The sequence below is a fragment of the Rhodococcus opacus genome, from assembly GCF_012396235.1.
GTDB lineage: Bacteria > Actinomycetota > Actinomycetes > Mycobacteriales > Mycobacteriaceae > Rhodococcus_F > Rhodococcus_F opacus.
Genome location: NZ_JAAXPA010000021.1, coordinates 55,608 through 81,113, shown reverse-complemented (window position 1 = coordinate 81,113; position 25,506 = coordinate 55,608). Strand labels below are relative to the sequence as shown.

Genomic DNA, 25,506 nt, shown 5'->3' with positions numbered 1-25,506 from the left:
CCTAGCCTAGAAGGATGCGACCCCGTGGCAGGCAATGGTGGAAACTTCTCGGACTCGCCGGTGTGGTGGGTGTCGCCGCGACCGGGGTCGTCGCGGTGCGCGCGGATCGGCAACGCAAGGCGTACACGCCCGACGAGGTCCGGGCGCGTCTCCACGAGCGCTACACCCGCGCGTACGCGGTGCACGACGGGCAGAAGGAGATCGACCTGACCCCGCCCACCTGGCGGGACCGGGTCACCGGTGCCCTGCGCCGCCTCCGCAGGCGGGGCACCGGGACCGATCAGCCCAGGGCCCGGCGGATTCCGTCCGCGAGCTGAGCGACCTGCTCGTCCGTCATCACGAACGCCGGCGAGATCTGCATGGCACCCTGACCGGCGGCGCGCCCCGAGATCCCGTGTTCGCGCAACGTGTTCACGAACGGGAGCGCTTCCGCCGGATCGGCCAGCTGCACCGCCGCGACCGCACCGAGACCGCTGCGCACTTCCTCGACCCGCGGGTGGTCGGCGAGGGGCGCGAGGTGCTCGTGCAGTGACGACTCGAGCCGCTTCGACTCTGCCAGCAGGTTCTCGCGCTCGATGATGTCGAGGTTGGCGAGAGCAGCCGCGGCGGCACCCGCGTGCCCACCGTAGGTGTAGCCGTGCCGCCACCAGATCCCGCCGGCGTAGAACGGCTCGGCCACACGCGGGGCGATGAACACCGCCCCCATCGGGACGTATCCGGAGGTGAGACCCTTTGCCGTCGTCATCATGTCGGGCTGCAGGTCGAATCGCGTCGACGCGAACCACTCGCCGCCGATGCGACCGAATCCCGTGACCACTTCGTCGACGACGAACAGGATGTCGTGCTCGCGGCAGATGTCGCGGACCTCCGCGAGGTAGCCCTCCGGCGGCAGGTAGACGCCGCCCGCACCGATGACGGGTTCGCAGAAGAACGCGGCGATCGTGTCGGCGCCGATCTTCTCGATCAGCTCGAGCAGGCCCTTCGCGTCGTTCCAGGCGACCGTGGCGGCGTCGGCCATCAACTCGCCGTAACCCTCGCGGTTGGCGGGAATTCCCGCCAGGGCGGTGCCCGCCACGTGCATCCCGTGATAGGCCTTTTGGCGGCCGACCACGATCGTCTTGGACGGCTTGCCCATCTCATGCCAGTAGCGGCGGGCGAGCTTGGCCGCCGTGTCCACGGAATCCGAACCACCGGACGTGAAGAAGATCTTGCTGCCCGGCACCGGCGCGATGGTCGCGAGACGATCGGCCAGGGTCGCGGTGGTCTCGGGAACGAAGTCGCCGAAGTTCGAGAAATGGGCCACGGTCCGCAACTGCTGCGCGACGGCGTCCGCGATCTCCGCACGGCCGTGCCCCACGTTGGTGAACCACAGCCCGGCCGTCGCGTCGAGGTAACGGTTGCCGCGGTCGTCCCAGATGTAGGCGCCCTCGCCGCGGGACACCACGAAGGGCCCCTTCTGTTCCACCGCGCCCATGTCCGCGAATCCGTGCCACAGTGCCGACGCCATGCTCATCCCTTCGTGAAACCCGCCCCGAGCCGACTATGCCATGTGGCCTGGGAATCCCCTCGCCCGACTCACGCGTCCCTCGACTGGTCGGCCCAACCTCCTTGCCTCGGTCGGAGTCGGACCGCGGGCTCCGGCAGGCACAATCTCTCCATGCCCGGAGCGAGATGTCGCGAGAACTGGAAGACCCCGTGCCGGCCGTCGAGCTCGACTGCACCGAACTGACATGCGCATGTCCTTCGAAGTACTCGCGCTGATCTCCGCCGCAGCCTTGGCCGGCCCCGTGCTCGCGAGTCGCCGGACCTGGCATCTACCGGTCGTTCTCGGCGAGTTGCTTGCCGGAATCCTCCTCGGCTTTACGGGTTTGCGCATACTCGATCCCGGCGATCCCACCTTCACTTTCCTCGCGGACATCGGCTTCGCACTCGTCATGTTCGTGGCCGGCACACATGTGCCGATCCGGGACGCACGCATCCGGCCTGCGCTCGCGAAAGGCGTGGTTCGGGCTGTTCTCGTCGGTGTCGGTGCCACCCTGGCAGGGTTCGGGATCGCTCAGGCATTCGGTACCGGCCACGCCGCTCTGTACGCGGTCCTCATCGCGTCGTCGTCCGCAGCGCTCGTCCTACCCCTGATCGACTCGCTCGGGCTCGAGGGCACACCGATCGTGCAGACCGTAGCCCAGGTCGCGGTTGCGGACATCGCGTGCATCGTCGCTCTGCCGCTCGTGATCGATCCGGCGCAGGCCCCACGCGCCGCAGCAGGCGCGGTAGCCGTGACGGGGGCGACCGCCGTCTTCTACGCGGTCCTCCGTGCGAGTGACAAACGCGGCTGGCTTCACAGCTTGCATCACGAGTCCAAGGAACGCGGCTTCGCACTGGAACTGCGGATCAATCTCGGGGTCCTGTGTCTCCTGGCGGCGTTGGCCGTTCACTCCCACGTGTCGATCATGCTCGCCGGTTTCGCACTCGGACTGGTGATCGCGGCAGTGGGCGAGCCGCGACGCCTGGCCAAGCAGCTGTTCTCGATCACCGAAGGATTCTTCGGGCCCGTTCTTCGTCTGGCTCGGCGCATCCTTGAATGTCCGGGACCTCGGGGCGGACCCCTCCTTGATACTGCTCGGCGTTGCGCTCGGCCTCGCTGCCGTTCTCGTCCACTGCCTGACACGGCTGGTCGGTGTGCCGCTGCCCCTCGGCGTATTGGCCGCCGCTCAACTCGGCGTGCCCGTGGCCGCGGCGGCGATCGGTACGCAATCGCATCTCCTGGGCCCAGGCGAGCCTTCGGCACTGATCCTCGGCGCGCTGGTCACCATCGCTTCCACCACATTCGCCGGCGCGATGGCGGCACGTCGGGGGTTCGGCGCGCCCTGACAGGCGTCAGGGGCACACCCACACGCGTCACTTCTCCGCCAGGGCGGTGGGGTGTGGCTCCGTGTCGATTCCCGGTATCCCGCGACCACGGATGGACGCGCCCGCCGTCTCGGCCACGAAGTACAGCGCAACGAGGCCGATTGCGCACGCGGCCATCATGTAGAACGCCGGCATCAGCGTGTTGCCGGTCCATTCGATGAGCAGTTCGTTGACCGCGGGTGCGGTGCCACCGAACAACGACGTCGACACGTTGTACGCGATGGCGAAACCCGCGAACCGCACGTGCGTCGGGAACATGGCCGGGAACGTCGCCGAAATCGTGGACAGCTGCAGGACGTACAGCAACCCGAGCACCGCGAACGCGAGGATCGCCCATCCGAAACCCTGACGCATCAGCAGGTACATCGGGACGGCGAGCACGATCAATCCCACGAGCGAGCCGTACCACAACGGTTTTCGGCCCACTCGGTCCGACAACCCGCCGGCGAACGGAATGACGGCCATCATCACGAGCTGCCCGACGATGAACAGGGACAGCGACGCGGTGGACGTCAGGCCGATCTGTGTCTCCAGATATGTCGGCATGTAACTGAGCAGGGTGTAATTGGTGACGTTCAACGCGATGACGAGGCCGCCGAGCAGCAGCAACGGCTTCCAGTACTCGGTCACCAGATCCTTGAACTCGTGGGTCGGCGTCGACTCCACCTCGCCCTCCGCGTCCAGTTCCCGGAACACGGGTGTCTCCTCGAGCTTGGTCCGCAGGTAGAGGCCGATCAGACCCATCGGTCCGGCGATCAGGAACGGGATACGCCAGCCCCAGGTGGACATGAACGGATCGCTGGAGAACAACTCCACCGCCAGGACCACGATCGCACCCAGCGCATACCCGCCGAGCGTGCCGAACTCGAGAAAACTTCCGCAGAAACCGCGCTTGCGGTCCGGCGAGTACTCGGCCATGAACGTTGCCGCGCCGCCGTATTCGCCGCCCGTCGAGAAGCCCTGGATCATGCGCAGCAGCACCAGCAGCAGGGGCGCCCAGAAACCGATGACGTCGTATCCCGGCACGAGGCCCACGCAGAACGTCGCACCCGCCATCAGGATGATCGTCAGTGCCAGAACCTGGCGGCGTCCGAGCCGGTCACCCAGCGGACCCCACACGAGGCCGCCGAGCGGTCGCACGACGAACGACACCGCGAACACGAGCAGGGCGTACAAGGTGGCCGAACCGGTGTCGCCGGGAAAGAACGTGGCCGAGATGTACGACACGGTGAACGCGTAGACGCCGTAGTCGAACCATTCGGTGGCGTTACCCATCGCCGACGCCGCGATCGCGCGACGGAGAACACCTGGTGGGAGGGTTTCCTGCTCGGCTGACGAACTCGCAGATGCCATGGTGATCCCGTCTCCTCGGGCCGGTTTCGCGTTCACTCATTGTGGCCCGAGTGGCACGTGTTGTCGCGCGTTTGCCGGTTACAGACACGCCACGGAGGCGCGCCCGAGCCGTCCCCGTGACAGTGTGCGACCACCGTGGCGCGGGTATCCGCAACCCATGACCAACCGAATCATCGCCATCGCCGTCGACTGCCGTGACGCGGAAACACTGTCACGATTCTGGTGCGACGCCCTGGGCTATCCGTCGACCCGCCGCTGGAAGGACTCGTACGGGCTCGAGTACGTCGAATCGAACGCACCGGGGTCCCCGTCACTGGTGTTCCAGCCCGTCGACGACCCGAAGTCCGGGAAGAACCGCCTGCACCTCGACATCGCGCCGTCGTCCGGTACCCGCGACGAGGAGGTCCGGCGGCTCCTCTCGCTCGGCGCACGCCGGCTGAGCGACGCCCCGAATGTTCCCTGGGTGGTCCTCGCAGACCCCGAGGGCAACGAATTCTGCGTGTTACCGGAACGTGGGGCCGACGACGGGACGACCACGTAGCCCTCGCCACCAGGCGGCGGGCCCGCCGTGGGCGACCCAGTGCCGTGCGTGGTCCACGTAATCCGTCGCCACCCGGACCCACTCACTCCAGGCACTCGGCGTGGGAAGGGTTTCGACCGAACGGGTCAGGAGACGATCGATCGCGTCCGAGACGAGCTCTGCGCGCTCCAACTGCACCATGTGCCCCGCACCGGGGACCTTCACCAGTTCCGCGTCGGGCAGATGCCCGGCGATCGCCTTCGAATACCGGAAGGGGGTCAGGAGGTCGCGGTCGCCGCACACCACCAGCGTCTCGATGGGTGCGAGCAACGGCACCGCCGCCGTCTCGTCGTGATTCTTGAACGACGGCAGGAAGTCGACGAGCGTCTTGAGGGACGTGTCGTTGATCATCTGCTCGGAGTGCCACATGATCGCCGGGCTGATGCTGCGGTCACCGAACGACGCCGACCTCAGGATCGGCGCCAGCACCCTCTTGCTCGCGCCGCGACCGCTCTGGACGACCCGGGGCAGGTGGCGGGCTGCGGTGCTGAATCCGGCAACCACCGGCGTGTTGAGGGTCCGCGCGAGCCCCACGTCACCCAGCTTCTCCGCCGCGGTGGCGATCAGGCCCACCCCGACGATGCGGGACCCGATCAGATCGGGATGCTGTCCGACGTACGACAGGACCGCCATACCGCCCATCGAATGGCCGACCAGCACGACCGGCCCCTCGGGCACGAGCGCACGGATCACGGCGTCGACGTCCTGCGCGAGATGCGGAATGGTGCAGGTGGCGCGCCGCGGCACCCCGGAGTCGCCGTGCCCCCGCAGGTCGAAGAACACCATGCGAATCGTCGAGCCCCACGCCTCCTCGAGCTGAACCCGCTGGAAGTGCCACCCGGTCATCCTGTTGCAGAAGCCGTGGACGAACACCACCGTCAAGGGCGCGAACGCCGGACCCACCTCGCGCACCGCGAGCGGCACACCGTCGTCGGCGGCCACGACACTGCCGCGGTCGCGGCCGAGCAGGTCGAAGGTCTCGCCTGCGAACTCGTCGAACATAGTCTCCCAGCCGTTGCCGAAGTCACGGATGATCGCGCGGACGCCTGTCGTTGTGGAGGATAGCGCGGTCGACGAATCGTCTGCGCGCACCTTCGCCGCTACCGATCCTCGTCGTACCGCCGGCGCGCACCGAGACGTCCCACCGCGTTGACGGCGAACGCCATCAACGCCATCGCCAGCAACAACACGACCGCCGTGACGGCGAGCTGAAGGTACCCCTGCTGCCGGAGGTCCAGGAACGGGTACGGGTACCAGTCGACGATCGGACCCCGTATCAGGGAATAGGCGCCGTACACGGCCGGGAACACCAGCCAGCTCAGGCTCTGCGCCTCGGAGATCCGCACCCGGGACGGGGCCACCACCCAGTCCAGCAGCAGGACGAGCGGCAGCAGACGGTGCAGGGCCGTGTTGATCCAGGCGTCCTGCAGCATGACGTCGATGTTCGCCAGCAGCACCGCGTACACGATTCCGGTGATGACCATGTACAGCGTGGTCGCACCCCGGAACAGCTGCCAACCCCGTGACTGCGGATCCCGGATCGCGCCGACGAACAGGACGACGACGGCGAGGATGTTGCTCTCGATGGTGAAGTAGCTGAGGAAATTGGCCAGTGAGAAGTCGCCGCTGCCGGCGCTGCGGAGAGGAATCCACAGCAACGCGATCAGCCCGTAGGCGGCGAAGACCGCCCGCAGAACCCGAACGATCCTCTGACCTCGCAGGTCCGTGACGACGGCAGCGTCCATCCGCCGATATTCGCACACGGGCGGGCGCGGCACAGGGCGATCCACCGGGTTGGCTAGGCTGGGGTCCAGCATGTCCACCACAGCACCCAGCCGGCGGGAACTGAAGAACAGCCTCGGCGAACTCACACTGCGCGACGAACACCGGCTCCGCCGGCGACTCGACCGTGCGCGCACACCCGACGCACTCGCATCCCTGTCCGACGAAATCGCCGCCGCACGCGGACGCATCACACGAAGACTCGACAGCGTCCCCGTCATCGACTACCCCGACACGCTGCCGGTCAGCCAGCGCCGCGACGACATCGCGAAGGCGATCTCCGAGAACCAGGTCGTCATCGTCGCCGGCGAGACGGGATCCGGCAAGACGACGCAGATCCCGAAGATCTGCCTCGAACTCGGCCGCGGCGTCCGCGGCCTCATCGGACACACCCAGCCCCGCCGTCTCGCGGCGCGGACCGTCGCCGAACGGATCGCCGAGGAACTTCGCAGCGAACTCGGTGAGACCGTCGGCTACACCGTGCGATTCACCGACCAGGTGTCGGACGGCACGCTGGTGAAACTGATGACCGACGGAATCCTGCTCGCCGAGATCCAACGCGATCGGATGCTGCGCCGGTACGACACGCTGATCATCGACGAGGCCCACGAACGCAGCCTCAACATCGACTTCATCCTCGGGTACCTGCGACAGCTACTCCCCCGCCGGCCCGATCTGAAAGTGATCATCACGTCGGCCACGATCGATCCGGAACGCTTCGCGCAGCACTTCGCCACCGACGGCGTGCCCGCCCCGATCGTCGAAGTGTCCGGGCGCACATTCCCCGTCGAGATGCGGTACCGCCCACTCACGGTGGAAGTGGGCGACCAGACGTTCGACCGCGACCCCGTCGACGCGGTGTGCGAGGCGGTCGAGGAGCTCTCCGGCGAGGGCGACGGCGACATCCTGGTCTTCCTCTCCGGCGAACGGGAGATCCGCGACACCGCCGACGCGCTCCGAGACCGCAGACTGCGCGGCACCGAGATCGTGCCCCTCTACGCCCGGCTGTCGGCGGCGGAACAGCACAAGGTGTTCACGCCCCACACCGGGCGGAGGGTGGTGCTGTCGACGAACGTCGCGGAAACGTCGCTCACCGTGCCCGGCATCCGGTACGTCGTGGACCCGGGAACCGCCCGCATCTCCCGCTACTCGGTGCGCACCAAGGTGCAGCGGCTGCCCATCGAACCGATCTCACAGGCATCCGCCCGCCAGCGTTCCGGGCGTTGCGGCCGTGTGGCCGAAGGCATCTGCATCCGCCTCTACTCGGAAGAGGACTTCGAGGCGCGGCCCGCGTTCACCGAACCGGAGATCCTTCGCACCAACCTCGCGTCCGTCATCCTGCAGATGACGGCGCTCGGCCTCGGCGACATCGCCGCGTTCCCGTTCGTCCAGCCGCCCGACCCCCGGGCGGTCCGCGACGGCATCGGCCTGCTCGAGGAACTCGGGGCCATCGAACGGAAAGCCCAGAACGAGCAGCCCGTCCTCACCGCGGTCGGACGCGAACTCGCGCAGATCCCCGTCGATCCGCGCATGGCCCGGATGCTCGTCGAGGCGCACCGGAACGGCTGCCTGTCCGAGGTGCTGGTCATCGTCTCCGCCCTCTCGATCCAGGACGTGCGGGAACGTCCCGCCGAATTCCAGCAGGCAGCGGACGAGAAGCACGCCCGGTTCACTGTGGAGAACTCCGACTTCCTCGCCTTCCTCGAACTGTGGAAGTACCTGCGCGAGCAGCGGAACGAGTTGTCGTCCAACCAGTTCCGGAAGATGTGCCGGAACGAATTCCTGCACTGGCTGCGCATCCGCGAATGGCAGGACCTGCACGGTCAGCTCCGTCAGATCACCCGTGGGCTGGGCTGGGACACCACCGACACCCCGGCCGGTGAGGCGGCGATCCACCAGTCCCTGCTCGCGGGGCTGCTGTCGCACATCGGGCTCCGCGAGGGTGACAAACGAGACTTCCTCGGGGCCCGCGGAAGCCGATTCGCGGTCTTCCCCGGCTCGAGCCTGTTCAAGAAGCCCCCGCGATGGGTCATGGCCGCCGAGCTGGTCGAGACGTCCCGGCTGTGGGCGCGGATGTCGGCCGGAATTGAACCCGAGTGGGCCGAGAAGCTGGCGCCGCACCTCGTGAAACGCACCTACTCCGAACCGCACTGGTCGTCGAAACGCGGCGCCGCCATGGCCTACGAACGCGTCACGTTGTACGGCATCCCGCTCGTCGCCCGGCGTGCCGTCACCTACAGCACCATCGACCCCGAAACGTCCCGCGACCTGTTCATCCGCCACGCCCTGGTGCAGGGCGAATGGCAGACGCAGCACAAGTTCTTCCACGCCAACCGCGCACTCCTCGAAGACGTCGAAGAACTCGAACATCGCGCCCGCAGGCGCGACATCCTCGTGGACGACGACACCCTCTACGACTTCTACGACCAGCGCGTCGGCCCGGAAGCGGTCTCGGCCCGGCATTTCGACTCCTGGTGGAAGGTCGCCCGCCGCAAGAATCCCGACCTGCTCACGTTCACCCAGGCGACGATCGTCAACGCCGAATCGGCCGCAGTACTCGGCGGCGAATACCCCGACGCCTGGCGCCAGGGCGACATGCAGTTCCCCCTCACCTACCAGTTCGAGCCCGGCACCGAGGACGACGGCGTCACCGCCCGCATCCCGATCGCGCTACTGGCGGGCCTCCGCCCGGTCGGCTTCGACTGGCTGGTCCCCGGCATGCGCGTCGAACTGGTCACCGCCCTGATCAAGACGCTCCCGAAGACCCTTCGCCGACAGGTGGTTCCGGCACCGGACTTCGCGGCCGCCGCACTAGCCGCCGTGAAGCCCCGCTCCGAACCGCTCACCACGGCGATGGCGCGCGAACTGTCGCGGCTCGGCGCCTGTCGCATCGATCCCAAGGACTTCGCCGTCACCGCGCTCCCCGACCATCTGCGCATGACGTTCGCTGCCGTGGACGAGAAGGGTGCCGTCCTCGGCCGGAACAAGGACCTCGTGTCGCTGCGCAAGTCGCTCGCTCCCCGCGTCCAGGTGGAAGTGGCGAAGGCGGCCTCGAACTCGGAGCGGCCGCCCGCACTCACGTGGACACCCGCCACCCTCGGTTCGCTCGAGGCCACCGTGACCCGCGAACTCGGCGGCCAGAAGGTCACCGGCTACCCCGCCCTGGTCCCGGAGGGCGACGGTGTCGCCGTCCGCGTGCTCAGCACCGCCGCGGCACAACGAACCGCGATGCGCGCCGGAACGCGCCGGCTGCTCCTCGCTGCCGTTCCCACCCAGGCGAAGACGGTCACGTCCGGCCTGAGCAACGCACAGCGACTGGCGCTCGGGCAGAACCCCGACGGCAGCCTCGACGCCCTGATCGACGACTGCCGCAACGCCGCCGCGAACCAATTGATCGCCGCACACGGCGCGCCGGTGCGCACACCGCAGGAATTCGACGCCCTCGTGGCGACGGCGCGCGCGGAGATGGCCCGGAACGTGGCGGTGCTCCTACGACTGGTGTCGCCCGTGCTCGAAGCGGACCACCGGCTCGCCGTCGTGCTGGAACGCGCCACCGGTGAAGCCGCCGACGACGTGCGGGAACAACGGCAGTCGCTGCTGTTTCCCGGATTCGTCGCCGACATCGGTACCACTCGCCTCCGTGAACTCCCCCGCTACCTCGCCGCCGCGGCGGCACGTCTCGAAGCCCTTCCGGGGAGCGCACCGCGCGACCAGAAGGGGATGGACGTTCTCGACCGGGTGTACGCCGGATACGAACGCATGCTCGCGGGCCTGCCGGAAGAACGACAGCACTCACCCGAGGTCGATGCGATTCACTGGATGATCGAGGAGTTGCGCGTCAGCCTGTTCGCTCAAACACTCGGGACACCGATCCCGGTCTCGGAGAAACGCGTGCTCAGTGCTATGGAGAAGGTGCGCTGACGCGCAAGGCCATGGAGAAGGTGCGCTGACGCGCAGGCTCAGGCCTCGTCTCGGGATTCGCGGTGTTCGCGTAGCTCTTTGATCTCGCGGGCGAAGTCCTCGGCGGAGCTGAAAGACCGGTACACCGACGCGAAGCGCAGGTACGCCACCTCGTCGAGATCACGAAGCGGACCGAGAATGGCGAGGCCGACCTCGTTGCTCGGAATCTCCGCCGAGCCCGACGCCCGGACCGCGTCCTCGACCTGTTGGGCAAGAAGATTCAGTGCGTCGTTGTCTACCTGCCGGCCCTGGCAGGCGCGGCGCACACCCCGCACCACCTTCTCCCGGCTGAACGGTTCGGTGACACCACTGCGCTTGACCACCGACAACACGGCGGTCTCGACGGTGGTGAATCGGCGACCACACTCGGGGCACGAACGTCGGCGACGGATGGCCTGTCCTTCGTCGGCTTCTCGCGAATCGACCACACGTGAATCGGGGTGCCGGCAGAACGGGCAGTGCATGGCGATTCCTTCGTTGTAGCCGTCGTGGCCGCAACTGTTCGCCTCCCCCGATGGCGAACCGACGAAAACGGATTCACGCAGCGGATGCACGATCTCGACGCGACCACACGAAGTGGTGGGACTGACAGCATCCGAGACTACTCGGCCGCCCGATGGGACAGACATGCAGAGCCACCCCCGTCACCGGGTAGAGGACGACGGGACGATCAGACTCTGGCCCGGGTGGAGCGCCGAATTGGACATGGCGTTCAGCTCCATGATCCGCTCGACCACCTGCGCCACCGGCAATTCCGGGGAGATCCGGGCCGCGAGCGCTGCCAGGCTCTCCCCCTGCTGCACCTGCACGACCTCCGTGGCCGCCGAGTTACTCACACCGTCGGTGGTGGCCAGCTGAGCCACCCCGACGAGCCCGCACAGCACACCCGCCGTGATCACGACACTCGCGAGCACCATCCGCCAGCCGACGTCGTTCGCCCCGCGCGCGTGATCGGCACGGGAGACACCGGTGTGGGTGGGCCGGTACGCGACGGCACCGGACGAGGGACGCCGCAGCTCGCCGTCGGTGCGCCGGCGGCGCGGCTCGGTCCGGTACGACCGTGCGGCGCCGGAACGGATGACACCCCGTTCGAGGGCCTGCCGGTTCAGCACTGCCTGCCGATGGAGAACTGCGTTGCTCATCGGTACCTCCGCTGCTCGTATCCGTTGTCAGATCCGTTGTCGTATCCGCTACCGACCCGGTCGGCGTCCGATCGCTCCGGGTGTTCGATCACGCGTTCGAAAGAACACATGTTCGATTTCTACCACGACCCTCCGACAATGTCTCTACTTCTCGCGACACGTGTCGAACAGATGTTTGAAACTCCGAGGAAAGCGGGATAGATTCGTGTCACGCGGCACAGCAGTCACATGCGACCCATACCGAGAAGATCCACATACAGACGGAGGCACCTCGCCATGAAGGACGACAGCTCGACCGACGGTTCGACTCCACGTGTGAGCGGTGGCTCCGCCGCCGGGTTGACCGACCGGCAGCGCCGTGTCCTCGAGGTGATTCGCACGTCCGTGAACGAGCGCGGATATCCGCCGAGCATCCGCGAGATCGGCGACGCCGTGGGGCTCACCTCCACGTCGTCCGTCGCTCATCAGCTGCGCACGCTGGAGCGGAAGGGCTTCCTCCGCCGGGATCCCAATCGTCCGCGCGCCGTGGACGTGCGCGGCCTCGACGAGGTGGCGGCGGGAGCCGCCGCGAACGCGAGCGCCGCCGTCGGGTTGGCCGCGGTCAAGTCCGGCGCCGACGGCGCACCCCTGCCGGAACCCACGTTCGTCCCGGTCCTCGGCCGGATCGCGGCCGGTGGCCCGATCCTCGCCGAGGAAGCAGTGGAGGACGTCTTCCCGCTTCCCCGCGAACTGGTGGGCCAGGGCTCGCTGTTCCTGCTCAAGGTCGTCGGCGAATCGATGATCGATGCCGCGATCTGCGACGGCGACTGGGTGGTGGTCCGTCAGCAGAACGTGGCGGAGAACGGAGACATCGTGGCAGCGATGATCGACGGCGAAGCCACCGTCAAGACGTTCAAGCGCACCGAGAACGAGGTGTGGCTGATGCCGCACAATCCGCTGTTCGATCCGATCCCCGGCAACGACGCGGTCGTTCTGGGCAAGGTCGTCACGGTCATGCGCAAGATCTAGTCCCGGCACGAGGAGGGCCCCACGGCGATCGCCGTGGGGCCCTCCTCGCATCCACCCCGGATACGCAGGCCGTGCCTCGTCAGAGATTGAGGCCGCGACCGATGATTTCCTTCATGATCTCGGTGGTACCGCCGTAGATGGTCTGGACACGAGAATCCATGTACGCCTTGGCGATCGGGTACTCCTTCATGTATCCGTAGCCGCCGTGCAGCTGCAGGCACCGGTCGATCAGCCGGACCTGCGCCTCGGTGGTCCACCACTTGGCCATCGCCGCTTCCTGCACCGACAGCTTCTCGTCGTTGAGCAGTTCGATGAACTTGTCGACGAGGACTCGGACGGCCGTTGCCTCGGTGGCGAGTTCGGCGAGCACGAAACGGGTGTTCTGGAAGCTGCCGATCGACTTGCCGAAAGCCTTCCGGTCGCGGCAGTACTGGATCGTCATGTCCAGTGCCGATTCCATTGCGGCCGCGGCCACCACGGCGATCGACAGCCGCTCCTGGGGAAGGTTCTTCATCAGGTAGAGGAAGCCCATCCCCTCCTCGCCGAGGAGGTTGGCGGCGGGAACGCGGACATCGGTGAAGCTGAGTTCCGCGGTGTCCTGCGCCTTCATACCGATCTTGTCGAGGTTGCGGCCGCGTTCGAAGCCCGGCATGTCCCGTTCGACGACCAGGAGGCTGAATCCCTGCGCCCCCTTGTCGGGATCGGTACACGCGACGACGATTACGAGGTCGGCGTTGATGCCGTTCGTGATGAAGGTCTTCGAACCGTTGAGGACCCAGTCGTCGCCGTCGCGCACGGCGCGGGTCTTGATGCCCTGCAGGTCGCTGCCGGTGCCCGGCTCGGTCATCGCGATGGCTGTGATCAGTTCACCCGACGCGAAGCCGGGCAGCCAGCGCTGCTTCTGCTCCTCGTTGCTCAGTTCGAGCAGGTAGGGCGCGACGACGTCGTTGTGCAGGGTGAAGCCGATGCCGCTGTACCCGCCCCGGGTGGTCTCCTCGGTGACGATCGCGTTGTACCGGAAGTCGCGCACGCCGCCGCCACCGAATTCCTCCGGCACGGCCATGCCGAGGAAGCCCTGCTTGCCGGCCTCGACCCACAGGCTGCGGTCGACGATGTTCTGCTCTTCCCACGTGGCGTGGTTCGGCTCGGCGTGCTGTGCGAGAAACTTGCGGTACGACTCCCGGAACAGTTCATGCTCCGGTTCGAACAGGGTGCGCTCCACGCCGACTCCTCGTATCAACTATCTGGGTACGTCTCGTTCGACGGTAGAGGCGAGGAACTACGTGGTGAATGACCCAGGTGATCGGGATTCGTGACCCATCCGGTCACGGTCTCAGGGCTTGCGGAACCGCGCGAGCGAGCGCATCACCGGGTAGGCGACGAGGATGCCCACCGAACCCCACGCGATGCCACCGAGTTCCACGGATCCGATCGTCAGCGTCAGGTCGCCGATGCCGGCGACGAGCGCCGCGGCGACCACGGTGAGGTTCACGGGGTCGGTGAAATCCACCTCGGCGTCCATCCAGATGCGCACACCGAGGACACCGATCAGTCCGTACAGCACGAGGGTGGCGCCGCCGATGACACCGTTCGGCACGGTGAACACGAGGGCACCGAACTTCGGTGAGAACGCGAGGACCACGGCGGTGGCGGCCGCGACCCAGTAGGCGGCGGTGGAATAGACCCGCGTCGCGGCCATGACTCCGATGTTCTCGGCGTACGTGGTGGTCCCGGAGCCGCCCCCGAATCCGGCGAGGGTGGTGGCCAGTCCGTCCGCGACGAGGGCGTCACCGGCGACGTCGTCGAGCGACCGACCCGTCATGGCCGACACCGCCTTGACGTGGCCGACGTTCTCGGCGATCAGGACGATGACCACCGGCAGGGTCAGTGCGATCACGGACCATTCGAACGTCGGCCCCCGTAATTCGGGCACACCGAACCAGGCCGCCTCCCGCAGCGCTGTGACCCGCTCCTCGGCGAGCCCGCCGATCACGGCGGCGAACACCCAGCCGACGACGACACCGACGAGGATTCCGAGACGGCCCAGCAGTCCCGGACCGAGCACTGTCACGAGCAGGATCGCCAGCAGGGTCACCCCGGCGATCAGCGGTTGCGATTCGAACGAATCCACCGCGGTGGGTGCGAGATTGAGCCCGATCAGGGCGACCACGGCGCCGGTGACGACGGGTGGCATGACGGCGTCGATGACCCGCGATCCGGCCAGCTTCACCGCGATGCCCACCACGAGCAGCAACAGACCCGCGGCGGCGACGCCGCCGAGTTGCGCGGCGGGACCCGAACTCTGCGACGCCGTCAGCGGCGCGATGAACGCGAACGACGAACCGAGATAGCTGGGGATGCGGCCGCGGGTGATGATCAGGAACAGGGCCGTACCGATACCCGAGAACAGCAGTGTCGTAGTGACCGGAAACCCGGTGATGGTCGGCACCAGGAGGGTGGCGCCGAACATCGCGATGACGTGCTGCATCCCGATTCCGACCGTGCGCGGCCAGGTGAGGCGCTCGCCGGGAGCGACCACCTCACCCTCACCGATCCGCCTGCCGTCGCCGTGCATCGTCCACCCGAACGCCCGCGTGGGGGTGGACGGGCCGGCAGAGCCGCCGGCCGGACCGTCGGGGGCGTCGGTTTCTCTTTTCGTCACAGTTCGCCAATAGTAGGCACGATCTGGGAGTTTCGCGTCTTCGGGACCGGATCCCGCGGCAAACCGGGACTACGCGCCCAGCACCCGTACCGCCGCGGTCCGCGCCTCCGCCGGATCACTCGTGGCGAGCACGTCCTCGGCGGCACGACGGCAGTCGTCCAGCGAGACCGATCCCACCTTCGCCCCGACACCGGACACGGCGGCACCGGCGCAGGACAGCGACGTGACCCCGAGTCCGATCAGCACGCAGGCGAGTAGCGGGTCGGCGGCCGCCTCGCCGCAGACGCCGACCGGTTTGCCCGCCGCGATGCCCGCCTCGGCCGTGCGGGCGACGAGCGCGAGGACCGCCGGTTGCCAGGGATCGGTGAGCGATGCCAGGTCGGAGGACATCCGGTCGGCGGCCATCGTGTACTGCGCGAGGTCGTTCGTGCCGATGGACAGGAAGTCGACGTGGCGCAGGAGGCGGTCGGCCAGAAGCGCGGCGGCCGGTACCTCGACCATCACGCCGGGCACGAGTCCGCGGGCGCGGACCTCCGCCGCGAAGGATTCGGCCTCGGCGGGAGTCGAGATCATCGGCGCCATCACCCACGGCTGCGACTGTGTCTGCTTCGCCGCGGCGGCGACGGCGTCGAGTTGCCTGCTGAGGATTCCCGGGTTCTGTTCGGCGATCCGGATTCCGCGGACCCCGAGCGCCGGGTTCGCCTCTTCTGCGTGGTTGGCGAAGCGCAGCGGCTTGTCCGATCCCGCGTCGAGGGTCCGGATCACCACCTTCCGGCCGGCGAACGCGTCGAGCACCTCTCCGTAGATCTCGGCCTGCTCGTCGACACCGGGCTCGGAATCGCGGTCCAGGAAGCACAACTCGGTGCGGAACAGTCCGACGCCCTCGGCGGCGGTCGTGGCCGCCGAGCGCGCACCGGCCCCGTCCTGGACGTTGGCCAGAATCGACACGGAATGCCCGTCGCTCGTGCGGCCGGGTCCTTCCCACGACTGGATGCGGATCCGTTCGGCGCGGCCGTGTTCCACGGCGGCACGGGCCTCCACGGGGTCCGGTTCGACCACGAGTTCGCCCGCCGACCCGTCGAGGAGGACGGGGGTGCCCGCGACGACGGATTCGAGGTCACGCACCGCGACCACACACGGTATGCCCAGCTGCCGCGAGATGATCGCGGTGTGGCTCGTCGGGCCGCCGAGGACGGTCACGAGTCCGACGATCAATTCGGGATCGAGACCGGCGGTGTCGGCGGGCGCGAGGTCCTGGGCACACAGGATCGACGGTGTCGTGGGCACGGGGATGCCGGGTTCGGGCAGGCCGAGGAGTTCGGACACGACACGGTCCCGGATGTCGCGCAGGTCGGTCACCCGTTCGGCCATCAGCCCGCCCATCTTGGTGAACAGGGTGGCGAACTGCTCGGTGGCTTCGGCCGCCGCTTCCTCGGCCGGGGCTCCACCGGCGATCAGCTTCTGCGCGGCACCGAGCCAGCCGCGGTCGGCAGCCATCGCCGCGTTCGCCTGCAGCACCTCTGCCGCGGCCCCGGAGACGCTCGCCGCGCGGTCGCGGAGTCGCCCTGACACGACGGCGGCCGCTTCCTCGAAGCGGACCTTCTCCGCGTCCCGCGACGCCTCGTCGATCCGGGCCGATCCGGATGCGACCTCCGGCCGCGGAGCCGGCCAGATCACCGGCGCGTAGGCAATGCCGGGTACCACCGGCGTACCTCGCACGATTTCACGGTCTTCGGTCATCGGGTCCTCCTGGCCGGCTCGTTCTGTCTTCACACAGTCGGAAATGCGAATCGACTGTGTGACGGAGATTACTCTCAACTCTTGACATGTCAACACACTCGGGCGTAAAACAACATGACACAACATTTCGTGTGATGCAGACCATAACGGATCACATCACCGAACACTTCACCGACGAGAACAGGAACGGGGTCACGGTGTATCCGGAAGAACGCCAGCAAGCGGTCACCACGCTGATCTCGCAGCGCGGACGCATGTCGGTCGCGGACCTCTCCGACACGTTCGGCGTCACCACCGAGACCGTGCGCCGTGACCTCGCTCTTCTCGAGCGTCTCGGCCACGTCCGCCGCGTGCACGGCGGCGCGGTGCCTGCGGGGTCCCTCACCGTCACCGAGCCCGGCATGACGGAGCGCGATCACACCCGCGCCGAGCAGAAGGACCGGATCGCCAAGCGCGCCGCCGCCTACCTGCCTCCGTCCGGTGGCAGCGTGCTGTTCGACGCGGGAACCACGACGGGGCGCATCATCCCGGAACTCCCGTCCGATCTGGACCTCACCGTGATCACCAACTCCGTGCCGATCGCAGCCCGGCTCGCGGGACTCAATTCGGTGACGCTCCACATGCTGGGCGGCCGGGTGCGCGGCATCACGCAGGCCGCCGTCGGCGAGGAGGCGCTGCGCATCCTCGACGTCCTCCGCGTCGACGTCGCGTTCATCGGCACCAACGCGCTCAGCGTCGGCCACGGCCTGTCCACCCCGGACACCGAGGAGGCCGCGGTCAAGCGCGCGATGGTCCGGTGCGCCAACCACGTCGTCGTGGTCGCCGACTCGTCGAAGGTCGGGAGGGAACACCTCGTGAGCTTCGCCCCCATCCACAGCGTCGACATCCTCGTCACCGACGCCGACATCAGTTCCGCAGACCGAGCCCACTTCCACGACCAGGGAATCGAGGTGGTGATCGCATGATCGTCACGCTGACCGCCAATCCGAGCATCGACCGCACCGTCAACCTGGTGGGACGCCTCGAACGAGGAACCGTTCTGCGCGCGGCCGCCACCCACAGCGACCCGGGAGGCAAGGGCGTCAACGTCGCCCGCGCGCTCACGTCGGCCGGTGTCGCCGCTGTCGCGGTACTCCCGGGCAACGAGGGTGATCCCCTGCTCACCGCCCTGTCCGAGCACGGGATCGAGCACGTGACCGTGGCGACGTCCGGTCCGGCGCGCACCAACATCACCATCACCGAACCCGACGGCACCACCACCAAGGTCAACGAACCCGGCGTCGTCATGTCGGCCGAGTCCCTCGCCGATCTGCAGTCGGAGATCATCGAACGCGGGTCCCGGGCCGAGTGGGTCGTGCTGTCCGGTTCCCTTCCCCCGGGCATTCCCACCGACTGGTACGCCACGCTCGTCGAGGCACTCCGCTCGGCACCATGCCGAGTCGCCGTCGACACGTCGGACGCCCCGCTGCTCGCGCTCGCGGAACGGTTCCCCGCGGCCGCCCCCGACCTCGTGAAACCGAACAGCGAGGAACTCGCTCAGCTCACCGGCGCCGACGGGCAGTTGCTCGAGGAGTCCGCGCTGCGCGGGGACCCGACGGCCACCGCCCATGCCGGCAGGCAACTCGTGGACCGCGGGGTCGAAGCCGTCCTCGCCACGCTCGGTGCCGCGGGTGCGGTTCTCGTGACGGAGGCCGGCGCCTGGTGGGCCACGCCACCACCGATCGTTGCCCGCAGCACCGTCGGCGCCGGCGACTCGTCGCTGGCTGGCTACCTGGCAGCGCAGATGTCCGGCGCGTCCCCCGCGGACTGCCTCCGATCCGCCGTCGCCTACGGCAGCGCGGCGGCAGCCCTTCCCGGCACCACCCTGCCGACCCCCGAACACGTCGACATCGACGCCGTCACTGTCACCGCCCTCATCTCCCCCGCCCCCGATCCGGCCTGAACCAGAAGGAAACACCATGTCTCACTCGACACCCGACCGCGATTCGGGGCCGCAGATCATCAGCGAAGATCTGATCTCCCTGGACACCGACCTCGGAGCCTCCAAGGAGGACGTGATCTCCGCGCTCTCCCGGCGTCTGGCCGACGCCGGTCGCGCCACCGAAGCGGACGCTCTCCGCGACGCCGCACTGGCGCGTGAATCACAATCGGCGACGGGACTTCCCGGTGGGATCGCGATCCCCCACTGCCGTTCCGAAGCCGTTGTGGCGGCGTCCCTCGGATTCGCCCGGCTCGCCCCGAAGGTCGACTTCGGTGCCCCCGACGGACCTGCAGATCTGGTGTTCCTCATCGCCGCGCCCGAAGGTGCGGGCGCGGAGCACATGAAGCTGCTCTCCTCGCTCGCGCGGGCGCTGGTGCGCCCCGCCTTCGTCGGAGCGCTCCGTGATGCGAAGTCCCCCGCCGAGATCGTCACCCTGGTGAACGACGTCCTGGCACCCGCACCCGCACCCGCCGCCACACCGGCGGCCGCGGCCCCCGCAGCAGCCGCAGCACCCGTGGCGGCCGCCGCGGCCCCGGCCCCGGCTCCGACGCCCGAACCGGTCGCCCCGGAGAAGGAACCCGAGCCCGAAGAGGGACCGAAGCACATCGTCGCGGTCACGGCCTGCCCGACCGGCATCGCCCACACGTACATGGCCGCCGACTCCCTCGTCGCCGCCGGCGAACGCGCAGGCGTCGTCGTCCACGTGGAGACTCAGGGTTCGAGCGGAAGCACACCGCTGGCACCGGGAGTGATCGCGGGCGCATCCGCCGTCATCTTCGCCACCGATGTCGGGGTGAAGGGCAAGGAACGCTTCGCAGGCAAGCCGGTGGTGGCGTCGGGCGTCAAGCGCGCCATCAACGAGCCCGACACCATGATCACCGAGGCACTGCGCGCGGGCATGAACCCGTCCGCGGCCACCGTGGACGCGGGTAGCGCCGGCAGCGCGGCGGACGAGCCGGCCGGATCGATCGGCTGGGGCACCCACCTGCGCCAGGTGCTGCTCACCGGTGTCAGTTACATGATCCCGTTCGTCGCCGCCGGCGGTCTGCTGATCGCCCTCGGCTTCCTGCTCGGCGGGTACGAGATCTCCGGTCCCGCGGAGGACATCGTCCTCAGCAACTCCCTCGGCCAACTCCCCGAGGGTGGCCTGGCAACGTACCTGGGCGCGGTGCTGTTCCAACTGGGTTCGCTGGCGTTCAGCTTCCTCGTACCCGCTCTGGCCGGTTACATCGCCTTCGCCATCGCCGACCGGCCCGGTCTGGCGCCGGGCTTCACCGCGGGCGCCGTGGCTGTCTTCGTCGGCGCCGGATTCATCGGAGGCCTCGTCGGTGGTCTGATCGCCGGCGTGGTCGCGCTGTGGATCAGCCGGATCCCGGTTCCCCAGTGGTTGCGCGGCCTGATGCCGGTGGTGATCATCCCGCTGTTCGCGACGCTGATCGTCGGCGCACTCATGTTCCTGGTTCTGGGCCGTCCGCTCGCCTCGATCACGTCGGGACTGACGAACTGGCTCAACGGTCTGTCCGGCAGCTCCGTCATCTTCCTCGGCATCATCCTCGGCCTGATGATGTGCTTCGACCTCGGTGGCCCGGTGAACAAGGCCGCCTACGCGTTCGCGGTGGCCGGCCTCAACGTCAACGATCCCGCCTCGCTGCGGATCATGGCGGCCGTGATGGCTGCGGGCATGGTCCCGCCGCTGGCGATGGCTCTCGCGTCGACCGTCCTGCGTCCCAGCCTGTTCAGCGAGGCGGAACGCGAAAACGGCAAGGCGGCCTGGCTTCTCGGCTCGGCGTTCATCTCCGAAGGTGCCATTCCGTTCGCCGCCGCCGACCCGCTGCGCGTCATTCCCTCGATGATGGCCGGCGGCGCCGTCACCGGCGCCCTGATCATGGCGTTCAACGTCACCCTCAGCGCACCGCACGGCGGAATCTTCGTCTTCTTCGCCATCGGCAACCTGCTGTGGTTCCTGGTGGCGCTGGCCGCCGGTGTCGTCGTCGCCGCACTGTGCGTCGTCGCCGCCAAGGAATTCATCAAGCCCGGCGCGTCCGACGCCGAACTCGACCCCGACGTTGCGACAGTCGCAGCGTAAGAGAAACAGATCGACCCGCTCGTCCCGCACCACCCCCCACCGACAGAGGAGAGAGTCCATGCCCAGCACCACAGTCGCCGTCGGTTCGTCCATCGGCCTGCACGCCCGTCCCGCCGCCGTCATCGCCGAAGCGGTTGCCGCCGCCGGTGTGCCCGTCACGCTGGCCGTGGCGGACGGCGAACCCGTGGACGCCGGTTCCGCACTGCTCATCATGACGCTCGGCGCCACCAAGGGCACCGACGTCACGGTCACCAGCGACGACGCCGACGCCGTCGAGAAGGTGGCCCAGCTGGTGGCGGCCGACCTCGACGCCTGACCGCTATCCGGCCGTCAGCTGGTGAGACCCAGCTGACGGCCGGTCCAGTCCATCTCCCGCTCGAGCGCCGCACCCCAGGTTGCGCCCTCGTGGCCACCGGGGAGCTCGTAGTACCGCACGTTCAGGCCGGCCGCCCGCGCGGCAGCGAACATCCGCTGCTGCTGCGGGCGGTATTCGTCGTCCGCCGCCCCGGCGACGAACACCCCGGTCAGCTCCGGAAACTGCCGCGTCCTCAGCACGTCGACCGGATTGACCGCCGCGAACGCACGCCCGTCGCCGGCGAACGTCGCCGCAACCGTCCCCGCGTGATCGCCCAGCGAGGGCTCGTCCTGACCGAGGAAGTCGAGAAACGTCGGGTAGATCGCCGGATAGTTCACGGCCAGCTGGATCGAACAGGTACCCCCGTACGAGAATCCGCCGATCGCCCACTGCGCCGGATCGCGCGACACCTGCAGGGACTTCTCGATCCACGCGGGCACGTCGCGGGCCACGTAGGTGGCAGCGTTGCCCAGCGCCGAATCCAGACAGAGCGGATTCGCGTCCTGCGACCCCAGTGCGTCGACCACCACGACGACCGGCGCGAGGCCGTCGTGCCGCGCGGCATACGCGTCCACCGTGGACCCCAATCGTCCGCTGCCGAACCAGTCCTGGGGGCGCCCCGGCTGTCCCGCGATCATCACCATGACGGGGAGCACGGCGCGGGGCGACGTCAGGTACGCCGGCGGCAGATACAACACGGCCGGCCGGGCCGGGAATCCGGATTCGGTGCCGGGGATCTCCACTTCCGTCACCACACCGGAGCCGGGTGTGCGCACCGGACGTGTCCACACCGAGTCCATCGGGGTCCCGGACTGCACGGCGCTTTCGAACCCGGGGACGGCACCGAACGACACCGGCTCGACTACCGTCGGCGGGCGGTGCCCGGCCAGCGAACCGACGGTCGGGAAGACGCCGACCTCCGCATTGACCTGCCCGACCGCCGCGGCCGCGACCATGGCACCTGCCGTCCCGATCACCACTGCGCGCCGGACGCCGGGCTTCCGGAGCAGGAGAGCCGCTGCGAGTACGAGGGTGCCGACGGCGAGCCAGATCCACGCGTATCCCGCCGGCGGTATCTGATTGGGAAGCGGCCGGTACGTCGCCCACACGGCACCCCCGATCACCGCGGTCACGGGCACCGCGACCGCCGAGGCGCGGAGGATCGGCGGCCGGGCGGAACGCGACGCCGCGAGCATTACGACGGTGCCCGCCACCACGGCGACGGTCGATGCGGTCTGGGCGCGACCGTGCTCGAGTGACAGGTGGGCGATACGCGACAACAACTCGTGGGCCTGCACCCCGCCAGTATTCACACCGTGCCGGCCACCGAAAGAATCAGGCTCGCAACATTTCTCGCAAAACAGACCTATCGGACACGGCGGCGGACCAAGAAGCCGGCGCCGACCACGAGCACGACCGCGCAACCGGAGATGCCAATCCCCCACAACGTTCCCGACGAATGCGCCGACGCCTCGTCCGCGACTGTCTCCGTGCGGGCCTGCTGCTGCACCCTCGATACCGCCCCGGGCAGCGCCTGAATCGGCGGAACGGGACCCTCCCGCGCCTCGGAGGCGACCAGCAGGTCGCCGTTCTCGGTGAACGCGATCGACTCCCCCTGCGGCTGCTGCGGCACGTGTGCGCGCACCACCGGACCCGCAGCGAACGCGGCGGCCAGGTCGCCGTCCGGCGCCGAGAACAGGAACACGTCGGAGTAGCTGCGGACGGCGGCCACGGTTCCGTCGGCGGACACGGCGCCGCCGGTGAACATCGTCGAATGCAGGGCCGGGGCCGTGGTGCCGCTCCCGGTGGTGGCGTCGTCGGCGCCGTTCGTCTCGGCGACGTCCAGCGTCCCCACCTTCTCGAGCGGGGTCGGGCCGGGGCTCGCGAGGCCGCCCACACCGGCGCCCCCCGCAGGCCGGTACACGTTGCCCGCCCCGAACACTTCCTTCGTGACGATCAGCGGGGTGCCATCGTGCTGTACGAGAACGGTCTCGGCGTCGTGCGGGCCGTCCGGATACGTCAGCCGATGCAGTTCCCCTGCGCCGGTGTCGCGGTCCATCGCGATCAGTGCCACCGTGTCGCGTCGGCGTCCGTTGTCCCCGGTGTCGGCGAGCCACAGCCGGCCGTCGGGGCCGGAGGCCATGTCCTCGACGTCGTACGGATCGACCGGCAGCGGAAGCCACCGCTGCACGGCGCAGTTCCCGTCCATCACCGCGACCGCGCGATCGGACCCGCTGTCACCGACCGCGTAGAGCAGTCCCCCCGCCGACACGAGCCCCGACAGCTCTTCCAGCGAGGCCTCGTCCGGGGTGCCGACCCCCGAATCGTCGGGAGTGCAGAGCGGACCGAATTCCGACGCGTCGACGGCGGTCTGATCGCGGAAGAACGGCTCTGCGGACCCGGCGCCCGCCGCCGCGAGCGGTGTGCACGCAGCGAGCACCGCGACCGCGACACGGGCCGACCACCGTGAGCGGTCAGGCACTGCCGCTGTACTGAACCAGTGCCGACGCCAGCGCTTCGGGCACCCGCGCGTGGACGCGCGTGCCGTCCTCTTCGTGGGACGAGTCGAGGATCTGTCCGTCCGAGTGGATCCGGGCCATCAGGTCTCCCCGGTTGTACGGGAGGAGAACGCTGACCTCGATCTCCGGGCGGACCAGCACATCGCTGAGATGCGCGCGCAACTCGGCGATGCCTTCCCCGGTCCGGGCGGAGACGAACGCCGCTCCGGGCAGCAGGCCGCGCAGCTGGGTCAGCGTGACCGGGTCGGCCGCGTCGATCTTGTTCACCACGATGAGTTCCGGCGGCGCTGCGGCGTCGTTCTCCCGGATCACCTCGGTGATCACCTCGTGGACGGCCCTGATCTGATCCGTGGGCAGCGGATCGGAACCGTCGACGACGTGAAGCAGCAGATCCGCGTCCGTGACTTCCTCGAGCGTCGAGCGGAACGCCTCGATCAGCTGCGTCGGCAGGTGCCGGACGAACCCGACGGTGTCGGTGAGGACGTACTCGCGGCCGTCGTCCAGCGCCGCCCGCCGGGTGGTGGGGTCGAGGGTGGCGAACAGCGCGTTCTGCACCAGCACCCCGGACCCGGTCAAAGCGTTGAGCAGGCTCGACTTGCCGGCGTTGGTGTATCCGACGATCGCGATGGACGGGGTCTCGCTCCGCAGACGCCTGGTGCGTTTGGTGTCGCGGGCGGCCTTCATGCCCTTGATCTCGCGCCGCAGCTTCGCCATCCGCTCACGGATTCGCCGGCGGTCCGTCTCGATCTTGGTCTCACCGGGACCACGCAGCCCCACGCCGCCGTTGCTGCCGGCGCGACCACCCGCCTGCCGGGACATCGATTCACCCCAGCCACGCAGTCGCGGCAGCATGTATTCCATCTGGGCCAGTGCAACCTGCGCCTTGCCCTCCCTGGACGTCGCGTGCTGAGCGAAGATGTCGAGGATGAGGGCCGTCCGGTCGATGACCTTGACCTTGACGACCTTCTCCAGCGCGGTCAGCTGCGCGGGAGTGAGTTCACCGTCGCAGATGACGGTGTCGGCGCCGGTCGAGAGGACGACCTCACGGAGTTCCTCGGCCTTGCCGGAACCGATGTAGGTGGCCGCGTCTGGTTTGTCCCGCCGCTGGACGAGGCCCTCGAGGACCTCGGACCCGGCGGTCTCGGCCAGAGCCGCGAGCTCGGCCATGCTGGATTCGGCCTGCGCCGCGGTTCCCTGCGTCCAGACACCGACGAGCACCACGCGTTCGAGGCGCAGCTGTCGGTATTCGACCTCGGTGACGTCTGTGAGCTCGGTGGAGAGCCCGGCAACTCGGCGCAGCGCGCTGCGGTCCTCGAGTTGCATCTCGCCGACCGAAGGCCGCCCGTCGTCGTAGGCGAACTCAGTGGAGTCGGAGATCGGCGATTCTTCTGTGCGATGTGTTTTCGTCATACACCCTCATGATCCCAC

General features: G+C 68.5%; 20 protein-coding genes and 1 pseudogene. 9 read left to right on the top strand and 12 right to left on the bottom strand.

What is annotated here, in order from left to right; genetic code table 11:
• The first annotated feature begins 62 nt into the window (after positions 1 to 62).
• Positions 63 to 317 (top strand): hypothetical protein, encoded by a 255-nt coding sequence (locus HGB39_RS25385; protein ID WP_005574545.1) that lies wholly within the window; start codon positions 63 to 65, stop codon positions 315 to 317.
• Here the strand turns inward: HGB39_RS25385 and HGB39_RS25380 are convergent.
• Positions 281 to 1,513: an aminotransferase family protein gene (locus tag HGB39_RS25380; RefSeq protein WP_005574546.1), complete on the bottom strand. Its 1,233-nt coding sequence runs from the start codon at positions 1,511 to 1,513 to the stop codon at positions 281 to 283. The genes HGB39_RS25385 and HGB39_RS25380 overlap by 37 nt on opposite strands.
• A gap of 223 nt (positions 1,514 to 1,736) precedes the next feature.
• Here HGB39_RS25380 and HGB39_RS25375 point away from each other — a divergent pair.
• Positions 1,737 to 2,871, top strand: a pseudogene (locus HGB39_RS25375) (cation:proton antiporter).
• Between the two features lie 27 nt (positions 2,872 to 2,898).
• Here HGB39_RS25375 and HGB39_RS25370 read toward each other — a convergent pair.
• Positions 2,899 to 4,263, bottom strand: coding sequence for an MFS transporter (locus tag HGB39_RS25370; RefSeq protein ID WP_007296350.1), 1,365 nt, complete (start codon positions 4,261 to 4,263; stop codon positions 2,899 to 2,901).
• A 157-nt stretch (positions 4,264 to 4,420) separates the two neighbouring features.
• On the opposite strand from HGB39_RS25370, the gene HGB39_RS25365 reads away from it, so the two are divergent.
• Positions 4,421 to 4,804, top strand: a complete 384-nt coding sequence (locus HGB39_RS25365; protein WP_005574551.1) for a VOC family protein — start codon at positions 4,421 to 4,423, stop codon at positions 4,802 to 4,804.
• On the opposite strand, the gene HGB39_RS25360 is transcribed toward HGB39_RS25365, so the two are convergent.
• Both HGB39_RS25360 and HGB39_RS25355 read right to left on the bottom strand, forming a co-directional pair.
• A complete protein-coding gene (locus tag HGB39_RS25360; protein WP_043793912.1) occupies positions 4,766 to 5,845 on the bottom strand; it encodes an alpha/beta fold hydrolase in 1,080 nt (359 codons plus the stop codon). The genes HGB39_RS25365 and HGB39_RS25360 overlap by 39 nt on opposite strands.
• 98 nt (positions 5,846 to 5,943) lie before the next feature.
• Entirely contained in the window at positions 5,944 to 6,588 is a 645-nt protein-coding gene (locus HGB39_RS25355) for a Pr6Pr family membrane protein (protein ID WP_005574556.1), read from the bottom strand.
• Positions 6,589 to 6,658: 70 nt separating this feature from the next.
• On the opposite strand from HGB39_RS25355, the gene hrpA reads away from it, so the two are divergent.
• Positions 6,659 to 10,546, top strand: a complete 3,888-nt coding sequence (gene hrpA, locus HGB39_RS25350; protein WP_064080732.1) for an ATP-dependent RNA helicase HrpA — start codon at positions 6,659 to 6,661, stop codon at positions 10,544 to 10,546.
• A 38-nt stretch (positions 10,547 to 10,584) separates the two neighbouring features.
• Here the strand turns inward: hrpA and nrdR are convergent, their stop codons facing one another.
• Positions 10,585 to 11,049, bottom strand: a complete 465-nt coding sequence (nrdR, locus tag HGB39_RS25345) for a transcriptional regulator NrdR (RefSeq protein ID WP_005567362.1) — start codon at positions 11,047 to 11,049, stop codon at positions 10,585 to 10,587.
• Between the two features lie 180 nt (positions 11,050 to 11,229).
• A complete protein-coding gene (locus HGB39_RS25340; protein WP_005567361.1) occupies positions 11,230 to 11,727 on the bottom strand; it encodes a LysM peptidoglycan-binding domain-containing protein in 498 nt (165 codons plus the stop codon).
• A gap of 276 nt (positions 11,728 to 12,003) precedes the next feature.
• On the opposite strand from HGB39_RS25340, the gene lexA reads away from it, so the two are divergent.
• Entirely contained in the window at positions 12,004 to 12,735 is a 732-nt protein-coding gene (gene lexA, locus HGB39_RS25335) for a transcriptional repressor LexA (protein ID WP_005567360.1), read from the top strand.
• A gap of 79 nt (positions 12,736 to 12,814) precedes the next feature.
• Here lexA and HGB39_RS25330 read toward each other — a convergent pair whose 3' ends face one another.
• From HGB39_RS25330 to ptsP, 3 genes are all read right to left on the bottom strand, one after another.
• Positions 12,815 to 13,957, bottom strand: coding sequence for an acyl-CoA dehydrogenase family protein (locus tag HGB39_RS25330; protein WP_005567358.1), 1,143 nt, complete (start codon positions 13,955 to 13,957; stop codon positions 12,815 to 12,817).
• Positions 13,958 to 14,068: 111 nt separating this feature from the next.
• Complete coding sequence (locus HGB39_RS25325) at positions 14,069 to 15,310, bottom strand: uracil-xanthine permease family protein (RefSeq protein ID WP_005261127.1); 1,242 nt, start codon at positions 15,308 to 15,310, stop codon at positions 14,069 to 14,071.
• Between the two features lie 156 nt (positions 15,311 to 15,466).
• Positions 15,467 to 17,137, bottom strand: coding sequence for a phosphoenolpyruvate--protein phosphotransferase (gene ptsP / locus HGB39_RS25320; RefSeq protein ID WP_043790141.1), 1,671 nt, complete (start codon positions 17,135 to 17,137; stop codon positions 15,467 to 15,469).
• Positions 17,138 to 17,334: 197 nt separating this feature from the next.
• On the opposite strand from ptsP, the gene HGB39_RS25315 reads away from it, so the two are divergent.
• The 4 genes from HGB39_RS25315 to HGB39_RS25300 are packed head-to-tail and all read left to right on the top strand — an operon-like array spanning position 17,335 to position 21,520.
• Positions 17,335 to 18,102: a DeoR/GlpR family DNA-binding transcription regulator gene (locus HGB39_RS25315; RefSeq protein ID WP_005261129.1), complete on the top strand. Its 768-nt coding sequence runs from the start codon at positions 17,335 to 17,337 to the stop codon at positions 18,100 to 18,102.
• The gene (gene pfkB, locus HGB39_RS25310) at positions 18,099 to 19,079 is read left to right on the top strand and encodes a 1-phosphofructokinase (RefSeq protein WP_064081029.1); all 981 of its coding nucleotides are present in this window, start codon (positions 18,099 to 18,101) and stop codon (positions 19,077 to 19,079) included. Before HGB39_RS25315 ends, pfkB begins: the two co-directional genes overlap by 4 nt.
• A 16-nt stretch (positions 19,080 to 19,095) precedes the next feature.
• Positions 19,096 to 21,204, top strand: coding sequence for a PTS fructose transporter subunit IIABC (locus HGB39_RS25305; RefSeq protein WP_005573532.1), 2,109 nt, complete (start codon positions 19,096 to 19,098; stop codon positions 21,202 to 21,204).
• A 58-nt stretch (positions 21,205 to 21,262) separates the two neighbouring features.
• Positions 21,263 to 21,520, top strand: a complete 258-nt coding sequence (locus tag HGB39_RS25300) for an HPr family phosphocarrier protein (protein ID WP_005261132.1) — start codon at positions 21,263 to 21,265, stop codon at positions 21,518 to 21,520.
• A gap of 14 nt (positions 21,521 to 21,534) precedes the next feature.
• Here HGB39_RS25300 and HGB39_RS25295 read toward each other — a convergent pair whose 3' ends face one another.
• The 3 genes from HGB39_RS25295 to hflX all read right to left on the bottom strand — a co-directional run bounded on the left by HGB39_RS25295 (position 21,535) and on the right by hflX (position 25,488).
• A complete protein-coding gene (locus tag HGB39_RS25295; RefSeq protein ID WP_005573530.1) occupies positions 21,535 to 22,857 on the bottom strand; it encodes an alpha/beta hydrolase in 1,323 nt (440 codons plus the stop codon).
• 68 nt (positions 22,858 to 22,925) lie between these two features.
• The gene (locus HGB39_RS25290; RefSeq protein ID WP_005573528.1) at positions 22,926 to 24,041 is read right to left on the bottom strand and encodes a hypothetical protein; all 1,116 of its coding nucleotides are present in this window, start codon (positions 24,039 to 24,041) and stop codon (positions 22,926 to 22,928) included.
• A complete protein-coding gene (gene hflX / locus HGB39_RS25285) occupies positions 24,034 to 25,488 on the bottom strand; it encodes a GTPase HflX (RefSeq protein WP_005240762.1) in 1,455 nt (484 codons plus the stop codon). The genes HGB39_RS25290 and hflX overlap by 8 nt, the downstream gene beginning before the upstream one ends.
• Between the last annotated feature and the right edge of the window lie 18 nt (positions 25,489 to 25,506).

What these genes read in the sequence shown, in the direction of transcription:
- HGB39_RS25380 (WP_005574546.1), bottom strand. Translation starts at nt 1,513, where the DNA reads ATGAGCATGGCGTCGGCACTGTGGCACGGATTCGCGGACATGGGCGCG.
- HGB39_RS25370 (WP_007296350.1), bottom strand. Translation starts at nt 4,263, where the DNA reads ATGGCATCTGCGAGTTCGTCAGCCGAGCAGGAAACCCTCCCACCAGGT.
- HGB39_RS25365 (WP_005574551.1), top strand. Translation starts at nt 4,421, where the DNA reads ATGACCAACCGAATCATCGCCATCGCCGTCGACTGCCGTGACGCGGAA.
- HGB39_RS25360 (WP_043793912.1), bottom strand. Translation starts at nt 5,845, where the DNA reads ATGTTCGACGAGTTCGCAGGCGAGACCTTCGACCTGCTCGGCCGCGAC.
- HGB39_RS25355 (WP_005574556.1), bottom strand. Translation starts at nt 6,588, where the DNA reads ATGGACGCTGCCGTCGTCACGGACCTGCGAGGTCAGAGGATCGTTCGG.
- hrpA (WP_064080732.1), top strand. Translation starts at nt 6,659, where the DNA reads ATGTCCACCACAGCACCCAGCCGGCGGGAACTGAAGAACAGCCTCGGC.
- nrdR (WP_005567362.1), bottom strand. Translation starts at nt 11,049, where the DNA reads ATGCACTGCCCGTTCTGCCGGCACCCCGATTCACGTGTGGTCGATTCG.
- HGB39_RS25340 (WP_005567361.1), bottom strand. Translation starts at nt 11,727, where the DNA reads ATGAGCAACGCAGTTCTCCATCGGCAGGCAGTGCTGAACCGGCAGGCC.
- lexA (WP_005567360.1), top strand. Translation starts at nt 12,004, where the DNA reads ATGAAGGACGACAGCTCGACCGACGGTTCGACTCCACGTGTGAGCGGT.
- HGB39_RS25325 (WP_005261127.1), bottom strand. Translation starts at nt 15,310, where the DNA reads ATGCACGGCGACGGCAGGCGGATCGGTGAGGGTGAGGTGGTCGCTCCC.
- ptsP (WP_043790141.1), bottom strand. Translation starts at nt 17,137, where the DNA reads ATGACCGAAGACCGTGAAATCGTGCGAGGTACGCCGGTGGTACCCGGC.
- pfkB (WP_064081029.1), top strand. Translation starts at nt 18,099, where the DNA reads ATGATCGTCACGCTGACCGCCAATCCGAGCATCGACCGCACCGTCAAC.
- HGB39_RS25305 (WP_005573532.1), top strand. Translation starts at nt 19,096, where the DNA reads ATGTCTCACTCGACACCCGACCGCGATTCGGGGCCGCAGATCATCAGC.
- HGB39_RS25300 (WP_005261132.1), top strand. Translation starts at nt 21,263, where the DNA reads ATGCCCAGCACCACAGTCGCCGTCGGTTCGTCCATCGGCCTGCACGCC.
- hflX (WP_005240762.1), bottom strand. Translation starts at nt 25,488, where the DNA reads ATGACGAAAACACATCGCACAGAAGAATCGCCGATCTCCGACTCCACT.